The 16155-nt window shown below is 63.2% G+C and carries 13 protein-coding genes; 11 read left to right on the forward strand and 2 right to left on the reverse strand.

The features are described 5' to 3' along the window. The first annotated feature begins 227 nt into the window (after positions 1–227). Positions 228–2498 carry a putative bifunctional diguanylate cyclase/phosphodiesterase gene (locus tag AC0Z2B_RS20030; protein ID WP_476298933.1) on the forward strand — a complete coding sequence of 757 codons (2271 nt, stop codon included), beginning with the start codon at positions 228–230 and terminating at the stop codon, positions 2496–2498. A gap of 129 nt (positions 2499–2627) precedes the next feature. Next, the gene (locus tag AC0Z2B_RS20035; protein WP_476298935.1) at positions 2628–4814 is read left to right on the forward strand and encodes a hypothetical protein; all 2187 of its coding nucleotides are present in this window, start codon (positions 2628–2630) and stop codon (positions 4812–4814) included. 99 nt (positions 4815–4913) lie between these two features. On the opposite strand, the gene AC0Z2B_RS20040 is transcribed toward AC0Z2B_RS20035, so the two are convergent. Then, positions 4914–5219, reverse strand: a complete 306-nt coding sequence (locus tag AC0Z2B_RS20040) for a DUF2288 domain-containing protein (RefSeq protein WP_476298936.1) — start codon at positions 5217–5219, stop codon at positions 4914–4916. Between the two features lie 373 nt (positions 5220–5592). Here AC0Z2B_RS20040 and AC0Z2B_RS20045 point away from each other — a divergent pair, with 373 nt between their 5' ends. From AC0Z2B_RS20045 to AC0Z2B_RS20065, 5 genes are all read left to right on the forward strand, one after another. Then, positions 5593–6711 (forward strand): branched-chain amino acid ABC transporter substrate-binding protein, encoded by a 1119-nt coding sequence (locus tag AC0Z2B_RS20045; protein WP_416422894.1) that lies wholly within the window; start codon positions 5593–5595, stop codon positions 6709–6711. Positions 6712–6935: 224 nt separating this feature from the next. Beyond that, positions 6936–7859 (forward strand): high-affinity branched-chain amino acid ABC transporter permease LivH, encoded by a 924-nt coding sequence (livH, locus tag AC0Z2B_RS20050; protein ID WP_476298938.1) that lies wholly within the window; start codon positions 6936–6938, stop codon positions 7857–7859. Further along, complete coding sequence (locus tag AC0Z2B_RS20055; protein WP_476298940.1) at positions 7856–9112, forward strand: high-affinity branched-chain amino acid ABC transporter permease LivM; 1257 nt, start codon at positions 7856–7858, stop codon at positions 9110–9112. Before livH ends, AC0Z2B_RS20055 begins: the two co-directional genes overlap by 4 nt. Then, positions 9109–9876, forward strand: a complete 768-nt coding sequence (livG, locus tag AC0Z2B_RS20060) for a high-affinity branched-chain amino acid ABC transporter ATP-binding protein LivG (protein ID WP_416422891.1) — start codon at positions 9109–9111, stop codon at positions 9874–9876. The genes AC0Z2B_RS20055 and livG overlap by 4 nt, the downstream gene beginning before the upstream one ends. Beyond that, positions 9877–10578 carry an ABC transporter ATP-binding protein gene (locus tag AC0Z2B_RS20065; RefSeq protein WP_416422890.1) on the forward strand — a complete coding sequence of 234 codons (702 nt, stop codon included), beginning with the start codon at positions 9877–9879 and terminating at the stop codon, positions 10576–10578. It begins immediately after the preceding gene. A 114-nt stretch (positions 10579–10692) separates the two neighbouring features. Here the strand turns inward: AC0Z2B_RS20065 and AC0Z2B_RS20070 are convergent, their stop codons facing one another. Beyond that, the gene (locus AC0Z2B_RS20070; protein WP_476298959.1) at positions 10693–12534 is read right to left on the reverse strand and encodes a potassium transporter Kup; all 1842 of its coding nucleotides are present in this window, start codon (positions 12532–12534) and stop codon (positions 10693–10695) included. Positions 12535–12800: 266 nt separating this feature from the next. Between AC0Z2B_RS20070 and rimO the strand changes: the two genes are divergently transcribed. The 4 genes from rimO to AC0Z2B_RS20090 all read left to right on the forward strand — a co-directional run bounded on the left by rimO (position 12801) and on the right by AC0Z2B_RS20090 (position 16051). After that, on the forward strand, positions 12801–14138 hold the full coding sequence (rimO, locus tag AC0Z2B_RS20075) for a 30S ribosomal protein S12 methylthiotransferase RimO (protein WP_476298942.1): 1338 nt from the start codon (positions 12801–12803) through the stop codon (positions 14136–14138). Between the two features lie 188 nt (positions 14139–14326). After that, on the forward strand, positions 14327–14794 hold the full coding sequence (locus AC0Z2B_RS20080; protein WP_416422888.1) for a GNAT family N-acetyltransferase: 468 nt from the start codon (positions 14327–14329) through the stop codon (positions 14792–14794). A gap of 50 nt (positions 14795–14844) precedes the next feature. After that, the gene (locus AC0Z2B_RS20085) at positions 14845–15555 is read left to right on the forward strand and encodes an rRNA pseudouridine synthase (protein ID WP_416422887.1); all 711 of its coding nucleotides are present in this window, start codon (positions 14845–14847) and stop codon (positions 15553–15555) included. Positions 15556–15589: 34 nt separating this feature from the next. Beyond that, positions 15590–16051 (forward strand): YehS family protein, encoded by a 462-nt coding sequence (locus AC0Z2B_RS20090; RefSeq protein WP_416422886.1) that lies wholly within the window; start codon positions 15590–15592, stop codon positions 16049–16051. Positions 16052–16155 lie beyond the last annotated feature (104 nt).

A 16155-nucleotide genomic window follows, 5' to 3' on the forward strand; every position in this document is an offset into this window, starting at 1 on the left:
TTGTTATTGGGCCTGATGAAATCTAGAAGGTGAATTCGCGCATGTCCGTTGCATCAGCTAGCGTGATGGTGAGGCATTGACAGACGGGGCGCTGGTTATCGCGGATGGCTATTGTGTTGATTACGAAATGATTGGAAGCACTTTGCCAGCAGGCAAGGGCCACCTTCTATACTGTTCCTGAATAGCCACCTCTGGGTGGTGTGGGGGCGTTTGTCCAGAGGCACGCTATGGATTGGCTCGGCTTACATTTCATCGGCGACTTGCCCGAAACCGGGCAGATCCTGCTCAACTGCAGCCACAACCCGTTCCTGGTACTGCTGGCCTACCTTGTGGCCTGCGCCGGCAGTTTCGCCACCCTCGACATGGCCGAGCGCATCAGCCACGTCGAGCGCCCCAGCGCCCGCCACCAGTGGCGCTGGATTGGTGCGCTGTGCCTGGCCGGTGGCATCTGGGCCATGCACTTCATCAGCATGCTGGCCTTCGAAACGCCCATCGAGATGCATTTCGACCTGCCGATCACCGTGGTCTCGCTGCTGATCGCCCTGGTGGCCGGCTTGTTGGCCATGAGCACCCTGAGCCGCGAAGTCATCACCCTGCCCGACTACATCAAGTCGTCCATCGGCATCGGCCTGAGCATCGCCGGCATGCACTACGTGGGCATGGTCGCCATGCGCTCCAATGCCACCCAGTATTTCGAGCCCAAGCTGTTCGTGCTGTCCATCCTCGTGGCCATTGGCGCCAGCTTCGCCGCGCTGATGCTGGCACGGCACTTCCGCAACGGCAGCGGCACCTTCCACCAGTTGCTCAAGTACAGCGCCAGCCTGCTGATGGGCGCCGGCATCGTCGCCACGCACTTCCTGGGCATGTGGTCACTGGTGATGGCCGTGCCCCAGGGCAGCGCGCTGCATGCGCCCATGGTCGACAACAGCCTGGAACTGGGGCTGACCGTGGCGTTCATCACCTTGCTGATCATTGCCAGCAGCCTCAGCGCGGCGCTGGCCGACAAAAAGCTGCAGAGCAAGGAACACGACCTGCGCCGGGTCAACGCCCTGCTCAGCCAGCTGGACCAGGCGCGGGTGTCGCTGCAACAGGTAGCCCACTACGATGCACTGACCAACCTCATCAACCGCCGCGGCTTCAACCAGCTGTTCGGCGAAAAACTGATCGAGCAGAAGCTCAACGGCGGCATGCTGGCGGTGATGTTCCTCGACATCGACCACTTCAAGCGCATCAACGACAGCCTCGGCCACGACGCCGGCGACGAACTGCTCAAGGTCATCGCCGGCCATATCAAGGCCGCCACCCGTAGCCACGCCGACGTGGTGGCGCGCTTTGGCGGCGACGAGTTCTGCATCCTGATTGCCATGAACAACCGCGACGAAGCCCGGCACATGGCCCAGCGCATCATGCTGAAGATGAAGGAACCCATCGACCTGGCCGGCCGGCGCATGGTGATGACCACCAGCATCGGCATCAGCGTGTTCCCCGATGACGGCGACACCTGCGAGGAGCTGCTCAAGCACGCCGACCTGGCGCTGTACCAGTCCAAGGGCGCGGGCCGCAATGCGCTGCATTTCTTCAGCGCCAACCTGCGCACCAAGGCGACGCTTGAGCTGCAACTGGAGGAAGAGCTGCGCAATGCCTTGCGCTCGGGTGACGAGCTGGAGCTGTTCTACCAGCCCATCTTCGACCTGCACAGCGGCCAGGTGTCCAAGCTGGAGGCGCTGATCCGCTGGCGCCACCCGCAGCACGGCCTGCTCAGCCCCGACCGCTTCATCGCCATTGCCGAGACCAACGGCCTGATCGCCGAACTGGACAACTGGGTGCTGCAACGGGCCTGCCGCGACCTGGCGCACCTGGGCCATAACGGCTGCGAGCAACTGAAGATCACGGTGAACTGCTCGGCCCTGAACCTGGCCCGCGAAGAGCTGGTGGGCGAGATACGCGAGGCCCTGGCCGAAGCCGGCGTGGCGCCCCAGCGCCTGGAGCTGGAGGTGACCGAGAACGCGCTGATGGGCAACATCACCACCACCATCAGCCTGCTGTCGCAGATCCGCGCGCTGGGCGTGTCGCTGTCCATCGATGACTTCGGCACCGGCTATTCGTCGTTGGCCTACCTCAAGCGCCTGCCGCTGGACACCCTGAAGATCGACCGCTCGTTCATCCAGGACATCCCCCGTTCGGCCGCCGACATGGAGATTGTCCAGGCCATTATCGTCATGGCCCACACCCTGCACCTGCAGGTGGTGACCGAAGGCGTGGAAACCGTGCAGCAGTACGAATTCCTCAGCCGCTACGGCTGCGACTACGTGCAGGGCTACCTGCTGAGCCGGCCGGTGCCGCTATCGGAGCTGCGGCCGATCCTTGACCAGCTCAACCAGTACCCTGGCAACAGCAACAGCTACCCGGTGCCCGCCCGCGCCAACGACGAACGCGTGGTGCGCGACCTGTTCGCCGAGGCGCCCGCCACCCAACCCCTGGCCCGCCCGGCCAGGTAAACCCCTAGGCTCCGCCAGGGGCAGCCCCTATCGCTGGGAAAGAGGGTGCGCTGTAAAGTCGCGGCTTCTTTTTCCATGATGGCGCGTTGATATCGATTGTACGCGCCGCCTGCCAGGCCGACTCGTACCATGAATGCCAAGAATAACGCTGCTCCAGCGACCCACGAGGCGCCGCTTGCCGGTGCGCCTGAACCCGCCCTGGCCCCTGCGGGCAGCTACCTGCCCCGCCCCGCCAACGCGCAGCAGTACCTGTATTTCACCGAGACCGACACCCAACGCATCCTCGACAACCTCGACGGCCTGCGCGACCTGGTGTTCCCCCATGCAGCCGCCCAGGACGACGACGGCCCGCTGCGCCACGACCAGCAGTTTCCCTCCGTATGCCTGATCGGCCTGGGCCGCTGCGGCTCCAACATCGCCCTGGACGTGGCGGAGTTGGTGTACAACGCGCGCAAGTTCTACCTCGAGCAGCTGAACAATGATGACCGCGCCGGGGAAAAATCCTACAGCCCGGCCCGCTGGCTGCAGCACAACCTGCGCCTGGGCGGCGGCAAGGCCAGCAAGCCGGTGTTCCTGGTGGAGCCGCTGGTGATGCTGGGCGACCTGGACAAGGACATCGCCGGCCGTATCCGCTTCTCGCGCAAGGGCGAGAAGAGCGGCTTCATCCGCGACTACAGCAAGATGAAGATCATGGACCTGTCGGAGGTGCACGCCGGCGGCGCCGGCAATGCGCCGATCCTGGGCCAGTACCTGGCCAAGATCATTCTCAACAAGGACACCCAGCGCTTCTCCAGCGCCGACTGGAAGCTGATCCACTCGTACCTGATCGACTCCTGCGGCATCAAGGCCAACCAGTCGCGCCTGTACTTCTACATCTTCAGCGCCGGCGGTGGCACCGGCTCGGGCATGGCCTCGGAGTTCGGCCTGGCCCAGCAGTATTCGTACATGAACAAGACCTTCGACACCAAGCCGGCCGACGAACACGACGGCAAGAGCGGCCACTCGTTTGTGTTCGAGCCGATCTTCACCAGCGGTATCTGCGTGCTGCCGAATATTTCCGATCACCGCAGCGAAATGTCCGAAGCCCTGCACATCAATGCCGGACGGCTGCTGTGCAAATACCTTTCGGAAGAATGGGACTTCTCCTACAACTTCGACCAGGAAGACAGCAGCGAAGCCAGCGTGATGGGGCGTATCCGGCCGTGGAACTCGATGATGCTGATCTCCAACGACATCATGCGCTACGCCGAGGAAAGCGACGACGGCACCATCCAGAACATCGACGTCAACGCCATGGAGAAGCACGCCAACCAGTACATCTCCCAGCAGATTTTCAACATCCTCACCGCCCAGGCAGTGACCACCGATTACGACCAGAATTACTTCCGGCGTGCCGGCATCGACATCGGCGAGACCATCCGCCTGGATGCCAATGACCTGTTCATGAGCCTGGCCGGCCCGGTGGCCATTGCCTATGCCGAATCGGTGGTGCCGGAGACCCCGGTGCCCACCGGCGACAAGTTCAAGGTGTTCGAGAAAGAGCAGCCGCGCCTGGACATCGACGACCTGTTCCTGCGCTCCATCGACCTGCCGCACTTCAACCGCGTCACCCAGGCCATCGAGGGCATCAGCCTGCTGCCCATCGAGGCCCGCCGCTACCGCGCGGCCCTGGAGCAGTACCAGGCCTCGGGCTACGACGCCGCGGCGCTGCACGACCTGCATTTCTTCAAGAACTGCTCGTCGGTGGTGTCGATCGTCTCGCTGCCCAAGGACTACAAGCTGTCCTATATGGACCTGAACCGGCTCAAGACCCACCTAAACAGCCTGTTCCCCAACACCACGCTCAAGCGCTACGCGCTGGTGATCGGCGCCTCGGCCAACCTGTCGCTGACCACCCTGATCGCCAAGAGCCCGTGCCTGTCGGATGACTTCCTGACCCTGATCGTGGCGTTCATCAAGCGTTGCTTCGCGCGCAACGACTACCGCTTCGACGACACCCTGGACAACGCCATCCTCGACTACATCGTCAGCGAGCACTTCGACGAGGCGCACCTGGACGAGTTGCTGAACGAGTTCGAGAACCCGGCGAAGATCCTCGACACCAACTGGTACGCGATCAAGCCGATGTATGAGAAGAAGTACCGGGAGTTGATCAACGACAAGAGCAAGTTCGTGTCGATCAATGATATTCGCCTGTCGCGCGAATGCGTGAAGAAGGCGGTGAAGTACTTGCGGGAAATCTACCGTCACCGCATCGGCAAGACCCGGGTGATCTCGCTGAACACCCACACCGGCAAAACCGACTACACCGAGTGACCCGTAGCAGCTGCCGCAGGCGGCGTCCCAGCGCCCATGGGTGGGGTGGCCGGACGCAGCCTGCGGCAGCTGCCACGGAGCACCGTTGTGGTGCGTGAATTACTCCGCTGCCCTTTCCTGGATCAGCACCCAGGGCGACACTACTACCGCCCACAGCGTCGGGTCACGCTCCACGCAGTCCAGCGCCTGCGATTCAGACACCTTGTCGAGCAAACCTTCGCTCATCCACTGCGCCACTTTCGCGCCATCATCCGTGGCCACGGCCTCGGCGGCAGCGACCAAATCCAGCGCAGGCTCGACCCACAACAGGGCACCGCGGGCAAAAAACGGTTGCAGCTCCTGCCATCCGATAACGGCGGTCTCGCCGAGCAGCTTGGCATAGAGGGTGCTAGGTTGTTCAGTCATGGGTTTCACCAAAAATAAAATCTGGCGCAATGATAACGCCCGGATTGCCTTGGAAAAACCCGGTTTCAAATAAGTGATTGATTGGCAAGTTCGGAAAAGCCAAGGATGACGACCTGCTGCACCGGTTGCGCCGCCGTAATTCTGTAACTTCCTGTCGATAAAGCGACACTCTGGCCATTTGCCCCCAGGCGCCAGCTTTTCAATGGAACAAGCGGCGCTCTACACTGTACCGGTACAGTTACCGGGGGCTGATCGGGGTGTCTGCCGTTCGCTCGGGCAGTCGTGGAAACACACGACACCCGTCTCGACACGACCCGGTCCTGCAGCTTTCGCCGCAAGACTATAAAAAATACAACAGTTAGAGTGGAGCATTATGACTAAGCAGATTTCCAAGCTGTTCGCCGCCATGGTCCTGGCGGGGGTTGCCAGCCATTCGTTCGCTGCCGACACCATCAAGATCGGCATCGCCGGCCCTAAAACCGGCCCGGTTACCCAATACGGCGACATGCAGTTCATGGGCGCCAAGATGGCCATCGAGCAGATCAACGCCAAGGGCGGCGTCGATGGCAAGAAGCTCGAGGCGGTCGAATACGATGACGCCTGCGACCCGAAACAAGCCGTGGCAGTGGCCAACAAAGTGGTCAACGATGGCGTCAAGTTCGTCGTCGGCCACCTGTGCTCCAGCTCTACCCAGCCTGCTTCGGACATCTACGAAGACGAAGGCGTGATCATGATCACCCCGGCGGCCACCAGCCCGGAAATCACCGCGCGCGGCTACAAGATGGTCTTCCGTACCATTGGCCTGGACAGCGCCCAGGGCCCTGCGGCCGGCAACTACATTGCCAAGTTCGTGAAGCCCAAGCTGGTTGCCGTCATCCACGACAAGCAGCAATACGGCGAAGGCATCGCCACCGCCGTGAAGGCCACCCTGGAGAAGGACGGCATCAAGGTGCCGGTGTTCGAAGGTATCAACGCCGGCGACAAGGACTTCTCGTCGCTGATTGCCAAGCTCAAGCAAGCCAACGTCGACTTCGTCTACTACGGCGGCTACCACCCCGAGCTGGGCCTGATCCTGCGCCAAGCCAAGGAAAAAGGCCTGAACGCCAAGTTCATGGGCCCTGAAGGCGTGGGCAACGACTCCATCTCGCAAATCGCCCAGGACGCTTCCGAAGGCCTGTACGTGACCCTGCCGAAATCCTTCGACCAGGACCCGGCCAACAAGGAACTGGCCGACGCCTTCAAGGCAGCCAAGAAGGACCCGAGCGGCCCGTTCGTGTTCCCGGCCTACTCGGCGGTTGAAGTCATCGCCGACGGCATCAAGGCTGCCGGTAGCGAAGACACCGCCAAGGTGGCCGCGGCCATCCACGCCGGCACCTTCAAGACGCCTACTGGTGACCTGAGCTTCGACGCCAAGGGCGACCTGAAGGACTTCAAGTTCGTGGTCTACCAATGGCACTTCGGCAAGCCGAAGACCGAAGTCAGCCCTCAGTAAACGCTGCCTGACACGCCACGGAGCCCACTGCGCGAGCAGTGGGCTTTGTTTTACGAGGTATCGGGCCGCCGTTCCGTGATCCGGAAGGCGGCCCACCTGAAAATCTCAAAACCGTCACCAGCGGTTCGCTGGCATAAAGCTTCGCATCCGGGCCAGCCCTTTGCGCGAGCGGGAAAATGACTCCACCAGTGAAATGCGTATCAGGTTTTTAGGAGCGCGCGGTAATGCCTGACATCTATCACTTCTTCCAGCAGCTGGTTAACGGCATGACCGTTGGCAGCACGTATGCCCTCATCGCCATCGGCTACACGATGGTCTACGGCATCATTGGAATGATCAACTTCGCCCACGGCGAGGTCTACATGATCGGCTCGTACGTGGCGTTCATCGCCATCGCCGGCCTGGCCATGCTGGGCCTGGACAACGTGCCATTGCTGATGACCGCGGCGTTCTGCGCCAGCATCGTCGTCACCAGTGCCTATGGCTACAGCATCGAACGCATTGCCTACCGCCCCCTGCGCGGCAGCAACCGTCTGATCCCGCTGATCTCGGCCATCGGCATGTCGCTGTTCCTGCAGAACACGGTTCTGCTCTCGCAAGACTCCAAGGACAAATCGATACCCAACCTGATCCCGGGCAACATCAGCTTCGGGCCAGGGGGGGCACAGGAAGTGCTGGTCTCGTACATGCAGATCGTGGTGTTCGTGGTGACTGTGGTCGCCATGCTCGGGCTGACCCTGTTCATCTCCCGTTCCCGCCTGGGCCGCGCCTGCCGCGCCTGCGCCGAGGACATGAAGATGGCCAACCTGCTGGGCATCAACACCAACAACATCATCGCCCTGACCTTTGTCATCGGCGCGGCCCTGGCGGCCATCGCCGCGGTGCTGTTGAGCATGCAATACGGGGTGATCAACCCCAACGCCGGTTTCCTGGTGGGCCTGAAGGCCTTCACCGCGGCCGTGCTGGGCGGTATCGGCAGCATTCCGGGCGCTATGCTCGGCGGGCTGGTATTGGGTGTGGCCGAAGCCTTTGGCGCCGACGTGTTCGGCGACCAGTACAAGGACGTGGTGGCGTTCGGCCTTTTGGTTCTGGTGCTGTTGTTCCGGCCGACCGGCATTCTGGGCCGCCCGGAGGTTGAAAAAGTATGAACAAGACTCTTAACTCGGCGTTCTTCAGCGCCCTGCTGGTGTGGGCCGTGGCCTACCCGGTGCTGGGGCTGAAGCTGTCCATCGACGGCATCAAGCTGATCGTGGAAGGTGCCAGCACCACCACCCTGCTGATCATCGCCGCCTGCTCGGTGCTGATGTTCCTGCGGGTGTTGTTCAACGCGCAGATCAGCGCCGCCTGGCGCGCGTCGCCAAAAGTGCCGTCGATGCCAGCCGGTGCCAGCGACTTCCTGACCCAGCCCAAGACCCAGCGCTGGATCCTGCTGGGCCTGATCGTGGTGGCCTTCATCTGGCCGTTCTACGGTTCGCGCGGCGCGGTCGACCTGGCCACCCTGGTGCTGATCTACGTGATGCTGGGCCTGGGCCTGAACATCGTGGTAGGCCTTGCCGGCCTGCTGGACCTGGGCTACGTGGGTTTCTACGCGGTGGGTGCCTACACCTACGCCATGCTGTCGCACTACTATGGCTTCAGCTTCTGGGTGTGCCTGCCGCTGGCGGGCCTGGCGGCGGCCGTGTTCGGCTTCCTGCTGGGCTTCCCGGTGCTGCGCCTGCGCGGTGACTACCTGGCCATCGTGACCCTGGGCTTCGGTGAAATCATCCGCCTGTTCCTGCGCAACCTGACCGACCTCACCGGCGGCCCCAACGGCATCAGCAACATTCCCAAGCCGACCCTGTTCGGCCTGTCGTTCGACCGCACCGCCGCAGAAGGCGCGCAGACGTTCTACGACTACTTCGGCATCGCCTACAACCCGGTGGGCAAGGTGATCTTCCTGTACCTGGTGGCACTGATGCTGGCCCTGGCCGCGCTGTTCATCATCAACCGCCTGCTGCGCATGCCCATCGGCCGTGCCTGGGAAGCGCTGCGCGAAGACGAGATCGCCTGCCGCGCGCTGGGCCTGAACCCCACCATCATCAAGCTCTCGGCCTTCACCCTGGGCGCCTGCTTCGCCGGTTTCGCCGGCAGCTTCTTCGCCGCGCGCCAAGGCCTGGTGACCCCCGAGTCGTTCACCTTCATCGAGTCGGCCATGATCCTGGCCATCGTGGTGCTGGGCGGCATGGGCTCGCAGCTGGGCGTGATCCTGGCGGCGATCGTGGTGATCCTGTTGCCGGAAGTGACGCGCGAGTTCGCTGACTACCGCATGTTGATGTTCGGCGCCATGATGGTGCTGATGATGATCTGGCGTCCCCAAGGACTGTTGCCGATGCAGCGCCCCCACATGGAGCTGCGAAAATGACGCAGAACATTCTTGAAGTAAGTGGCCTGAGCATGCGCTTCGGCGGCCTGCTGGCCGTCAACGGCGTGGGCCTGAGCGTGAAGGAAAAGCAGGTGGTGGCCCTGATCGGCCCCAACGGCGCTGGCAAGACCACCGTGTTCAACTGCCTGACCGGCTTCTACACGCCCACCGGCGGCACCATCCTGCTGGACGGCGCGCCCATCCAGGGCATGCCCGGCCATCAGATCGCCCGCAAGGGCGTGGTGCGGACGTTCCAGAACGTGCGGCTGTTCAAGGACATGACCGCCGTGGAAAACCTGCTGATCGCCCAGCACCGGCACCTGAACACCAACTTCCTCTCGGGCCTGTTCAAGACCCCCGCGTTCCGCCGCAGCGAGCGCGAGGCCATGGAGTACGCCGAGTTCTGGCTGGAGAAGGTCAACCTCAAGGAATTCGCCAACCGCCCCGCCGGCACCCTCGCCTACGGCCAGCAACGGCGCCTGGAGATCGCCCGCTGCATGATGACGCGCCCGCGCATCCTCATGCTCGACGAGCCGGCCGCCGGCCTCAACCCGCGCGAGACCGACGACCTCAAGGCGCTGATCGCCACCCTGCGCCAGGAGCACAACGCCACGGTGCTGCTGATCGAGCACGACATGAAGCTGGTCATGAGCATTTCCGACCATATCGTGGTGATCAACCAGGGCACGCCCCTGGCCGACGGCACGCCGGAGCAGATCCGCGACAATCCTGAAGTGATCAAAGCCTACCTGGGGGAAGCGTAAATGCTGCTGTTCGAAAACGTTTCCACGTTCTACGGCAAGATCCAGGCGCTGCACAGCGTCAACGTCGAGGTAAAACAGGGTGAGATCGTCACCCTGATCGGCGCCAACGGCGCCGGCAAGTCGACCCTGCTGATGACCCTGTGCGGCTCGCCCCGCGCCCACTCCGGCAGCATTCGCTACCTGGGCGAGGAACTGGTGGGCCAGGAGTCCTCGGACATCATGCGCAAGAGCATTGCCGTGGTGCCCGAGGGCCGCCGGGTGTTCGCCCGCCTGACCGTGGAGGAGAACCTGGCAATGGGCGGTTTCTTCACCGACAAGGGCGACTACCAGGCGCAGATGGACAAGGTGCTGGAGCTGTTCCCGCGGCTCAAGGAGCGCTTCAACCAGCGCGGCGGCACCATGTCGGGCGGCGAGCAGCAGATGCTGGCCATCGGCCGGGCGCTGATGAGCAAGCCCAAGCTGCTGTTGCTCGACGAGCCGTCGCTGGGGTTGGCGCCGATCATCATCCAGCAGATCTTCGACATCATCGAACAACTGCGCAAGGATGGCGTGACGGTGTTCCTGGTGGAGCAGAACGCCAACCAGGCGCTGAAGATCGCCGACCGTGCCTACGTGCTGGAGAACGGCCGGGTGGTGATGCAGGGCACGGGTGAAGCCCTGCTGACCGACCCGAAGGTACGCGAGGCGTACCTGGGCGGTTAAAGGCCACGCAATACTGCGTAGCCGCTGCCGCCAGGCTGCGCTGGTCTCTACATACGCTGGAAATCTCCAGCGAAGCAGAGGGCCAGCGCAGCCTGGCGGCAGCGGCTACGGTCTTTACATCTCGACCTGGGTTCCCAGTTCGATCACGCGGTTCACCGGCAGCTTGAAGAAACGCAGGTTGCCGTTGGCGTTCTTCAACATGAACGCGAACAACCCCTCGCGCCAACGCGCCATGCCCACCAGCTTGGACGGGATCACCGTCTCGCGGCTGAGGAAGTAGGTGGTGCGCATCGGGCTGAAGTCCAGGTCTTCCAGGTGGCACAGCTTCAGCGCGCCCGGCACGTCCGGCTCGTCCATGAAGCCGTAATGCAGGATCACCCGGAAGAAGCCTTCGCCGTAGGATTCCACCTCGAAACGGCGGTTGGCCGGCACCCGCGGGTCATCTTCGTTGACCACCGTCAGCAACACCACCTGCTCGTGCAGCACCTGGTTGTGCAGCATGTTGTGCAACAGCGCATGGGGCACGGCGTCGGAGCGCGCGGTGAGGAACACTGCGGTGCCCTGCACGCGGTGCGGCGGCTGCACGCGAATGCTGCTGATGAAGATCGGCAACGGCAGCGCGCCTTCGTCGATGCGGTCCACCAGCAGCTGCTTGCCGCGCTTCCAGGTGGTCATCAGGATGAACAGCACGGTGCCGGCGAGCACCGGGAAGGCACCGCCCTGGATGATCTTCGGCACGTTGGCGGCGAAGAACAGGCCATCCACCATCAGGCAGATCAGCAGCAACGGCACGGCGAAGATCGGCGGCCACTTCCACATCAGCAGCATCACCGCCGACACCAGGATGGTGGTCATCAGCATGGTGCCGGTCACGGCCACGCCGTAGGCCGAGGCCAGCGCGCCGGACGATTCGAAGCCCAGCACCAGCAGGATCACCCCGCACATCAGCGTCCAGTTCACAGCGCCGATGTAGATCTGGCCCTGCTCGTCGCTGGAGGTGTGCTGGATGTGCATGCGTGGGATATAGCCCAGCTGGATAGCCTGCTGGGTCAGCGAGAACGCACCGGAAATCACCGCCTGGGAGGCGATGACCGTGGCCACGGTAGACAGCACGATCAGCGGCAGCAGCGCCCAGTTCGGCGCCAGCAGGTAGAACGGGTTGCGCGCCGCCTCAGGGTCGGCAAGGATCAGCGCGCCCTGGCCGAAGTAGTTCAGCACCAGCGCCGGCAGCACCAGGATGAACCAGGCACGGGCGATAGGCCGGCGGCCAAAGTGGCCCATGTCGGCGTACAGCGCCTCGGCGCCGGTCAGCGCCAGCACCACCGCGCCCAGCACGGCGATGGCAATGCCCACGTGGCTGGAGAAAAAGCGCACGCCCCACATCGGGTTCATGGCCTGCAGCACCTCGGGCTGGTGGGAGATGCCCAGCGCGCCGAGCACGCCCAGCACCACGAACCACAGCACCATCACCGGCCCGAACAGCTTGCCGATGCGCGCGGTGCCGTGGCGCTGGATCAGGAACAGCCCCACCAGCACGATCAGCGCCAGCGGCACGACCCAGTGCTCCAGGCCGTCGAACGCCAGTTCCAGGCCCTCGACCGCCGACAGCACCGACACCGCCGGGGTGATCATGCTGTCGCCGTAGAACAGCGCCGTGCCGATCAGCCCGCACACCACCAGCATCGAGGTGAGCTTGGGATACGGCGCCGCCGCCCGCCGCGCCAACGCCGTCAGGGCCATGATGCCGCCCTCGCCCTGGTTGTCGGCGCGCAGCACGAACAGCATGTACTTGATGGACACGACCCAGATCAACGACCAGAAGATCAGCGACAGAATGCCCAAAACGCCATCATGATTGCTGGGAATACCATAGCCACCGGAGAACACCTCCTTGAGGGTATACAACGGGCTGGTACCGATATCGCCGTAGACTACCCCGACGGCGGCCACCAGCATCGCGAGCGGCTTTGCCGCCGAATGACCGGCTTGCGCCTGACTACTTGCCTGAACCATCAACCACTCCTACAACCTTGGACTTTGGGTGTTTCAAAATACTTCGAGACTCAACGCGGCGAAGCATAGCGCAGCACTCGTCGTATTTCCCTGCATAAAGCTGGTCAAGTGGCTTTCTCGTCGCTAGAATTGCGCACTTTTTGATCAGAGGCGCGTAAAGTGCCCGTCAGGGTTGCCTATGGCAGCTCTAATTAACACCGAGGTTAGTCATGTCCACCACTCCCGCGCCGTCCGCCCCCAAGGTTGGCTTCGTCTCCCTGGGCTGCCCAAAAGCCCTGGTCGACTCCGAACGCATCCTGACCCAGCTGCGCATGGAAGGCTATGAAGTCGTACCGACCTACCAGGACGCCGACGTCGTGGTCGTCAACACCTGTGGCTTCATCGACAGCGCCAAGGCCGAGTCCCTGGAAGTGATCGGCGAAGCCCTGGCCGAGAACGGCAAGGTCATCGTCACCGGTTGCATGGGCGTGGAAGAAGGCGCCATCCGCAACGTGCACCCCAGCGTGCTGTCGGTCACCGGCCCGCAGCAGTACGAGCAGGTGGTGAACGCGGTCCACGAAGTGGTGCCACCGCGCCAGGACCACAACCCGCTGATCGACCTGGTGCCGCCGCAAGGCATCAAGCTGACCCCGCGCCACTACGCCTACCTGAAGATTTCCGAAGGCTGCAACCACAGCTGCAGCTTCTGCATCATCCCGTCCATGCGCGGCAAGCTGGTCAGCCGCCCGGTGGGTGACGTGCTGAGCGAGGCCGAGCGCCTGGTCAAGGCCGGCGTCAAGGAACTGCTGGTGATCTCCCAGGACACCAGCGCCTACGGCGTCGACGTGAAGTACAAAACCGACTTCTGGAACGGCCGCCCAGTGAAGACGCGCATGCTGGAGCTGTGCGAGGCACTGAGCAGCCTGGGCGTGTGGGTGCGCCTGCACTACGTGTACCCGTACCCGAACGTCGACGACGTGATCCCGCTGATGGCCGCCGGCAAGCTGCTGCCGTACCTGGACATCCCGTTCCAGCACGCCAGCCCCAAAGTGCTGAAGCTGATGAAGCGCCCGGCCTTCGAAGACAAGACCCTGGCGCGCATCAAGAAATGGCGCGAGCAGTGCCCGGACCTGATCATCCGCTCCACCTTCATCGTCGGCTTCCCTGGCGAGACCGAGGAAGACTTCCAGTACCTGCTGGACTGGCTGACCGAAGCGCAACTGGACCGCGTTGGCTGCTTCCAGTACTCGCCGGTCGAAGGCGCCCCGGCCAACGACCTCGACGCCGAGATCGTGCCTGACGACGTCAAGCAGGACCGCTGGGACCGCTTCATGGCCCACCAGCAGGCCATCAGCGCCGCGCGTCTGCAGATGAAGATCGGCAAGGAAATCGAAGTGCTGATCGACGAAGTGGACGAACAGGGCGCCGTGGGCCGCTGCTTCTTCGACGCACCGGAAATCGACGGCAGCGTGTTCATCGAAGGCGCCGAAGGCCTGAACCCGGGCGACAAGGTCATGTGCCGCGTGGTGGATGCCGACGAGTATGACCTGTGGGCCGAGCGTATCTAAGCGCCCTGCTCCCCTGAAAAAACCTGCCCCTGCGGCAGGTTTTTTTATGCTTTATTTAATGCCAGCAACCTGTAGCCGCTGCCGCCAGGCTGCGCTGGCCCTGAGCCACACTGAAGATCTCCAGCGCACTCAAGGCCCAGCGCAGCCTGGCGGCAGCGGCTACAGTAAAGGTTCAAGGAGAGACCGACATGGGCAAACATCTGCTGGTGCATACCCCCAAGGCCAACGACTACGCCGAGCTGACCCGGGTCTGGGAAGCCTCGGTGCGCGCCACGCATCACTTCCTGCCGGACAGCTACATCACCCTGCTGGGCGAACTGGTGTACAAGCACTACCTGGACGCGGTGATGCTGATCTGCTGCCGCGACGAACGCCAGCGCATCACCGGTTTCGCCGGGGTGGCAGCGGGCAAGGTGGAGATGCTGTTCATTCACCCCGACCACCGCGGCCAGGGCATCGGCAAGCGCCTGCTGCACTTTGCCATCGACCACCTCAACGCCGACCAGCTGGACGTCAACGAACAGAACGAGCAGGCGTTCGGTTTCTACATGAAGCAGGGCTTCGAAGTGGTGGGCCGCTCCGAGGTCGACGGCATGGGCCAACCCTACCCGTTGCTGCACTTGCGCCGGGTGCAGCGACAATCTGCGCGGGCTTAACCGGGCCGGGGCGAGTACACTAGCGGCCTTCTCTTGTTACGGCTCTTGTCATGTCTGATCCCATTCGCCTCTCCAAACGCCTCATCGAACTGGTCGGGTGCTCCCGCCGCGAGGCCGAACTGTTTATCGAAGGGGGCTGGGTGACGGTAGACGGCGAAGTCGTCGACGAGCCGCAGTTCAAGGTGGCCGACCAGGTCGTGGCCCTGAGCGCCGACGCCAAGGCCGAACAGCCCGAGCCGGTGACTCTGCTGCTGCACCAGGAAGCCGGCCAGTCCCTGGACGACGCCCAGGCCAGCCTCGGCGCCGCCAGCCTGTCGGCCGACCACAGCTTCAGCAAGCGCCCGCTCAAGGGCCACTTCCTGCGCCTGACCTGCGGCGCCGAGCTGCAGCCCAACGCCAGCGGCCTGCAGGTGTTCACCCAGGACTGGAAGATCCTGCGCAAGCTGACCGCCGACGCGGCCAAGATCGAGCAGGAATACGTGGTGGAGGTCAGCGGGCAGATGTCCGAGCACGGCCTCAACCGCCTCACCCACGGCGCCACCTACAAGGGCAAGCCGCTGCCGGCCGTGAAAGCCAGCTGGCAGAACGAGACCCGCTTGCGCATCGCCATGAAAAACCCGCAGCCGGGCATCATCGCCCAGCTGTGCGCCAGCGTCGGCCTCACCGTGGTGGGCATGCGCCGCATCCGCGTGGGCGGCGTGTCGCTGGGCAAGGTGCCCGCGGGGCAATGGCGCTACCTGGCCGGCAACGAAAAGTTCTGATTCTTCTTTTTTCGCAACACTCGGGATTCACACCATGATTCACAATGACGTACTGCGCAGCGTGCGCTACATGCTCGACATCAGCGACGCGAAAGTGGTCGACATCATCAAGCTGTCCGGCATGGACGTGGCCAAGGCCGATGTCATCAGCTACCTGAAGAAGGACGAGGAAGAGGGCTTCGTGCACTGCCCCGACCTGGTCATGGCCCATTTCCTCGACGGCCTGGTGTTCTTCAAGCGCGGCAAGGACGACAGCCGCCCGGCCCAGCCGATCGAGACGCCGGTGACCAACAACATCATCCTGAAGAAACTTCGCGTGGCTTTCGAACTCAAAGAGGACGACATGCACGCCGTGCTCAAGGCCGCCGATTTCCCGGTGTCCAAGCCTGAACTGAGCGCGCTGTTCCGCAAGGTCGGCCATAACAACTACCGCCCGTGCGGTGACCAGTTGCTGCGCAACTTCCTCAAGGGCCTGACCCTGAAAGTGCGCGGCTGACCGAACGCCCCGTAGCAGCTGCCAAAGGCTGCGTCATGGGCTAACACGGTGCCGCCTGCAGACGCAGCCTTTGGCAGCTGCTACGGGGGCACCGCTTTTCTACC

Source organism: Pseudomonas sp. GYB4201 (assembly GCF_056312595.1).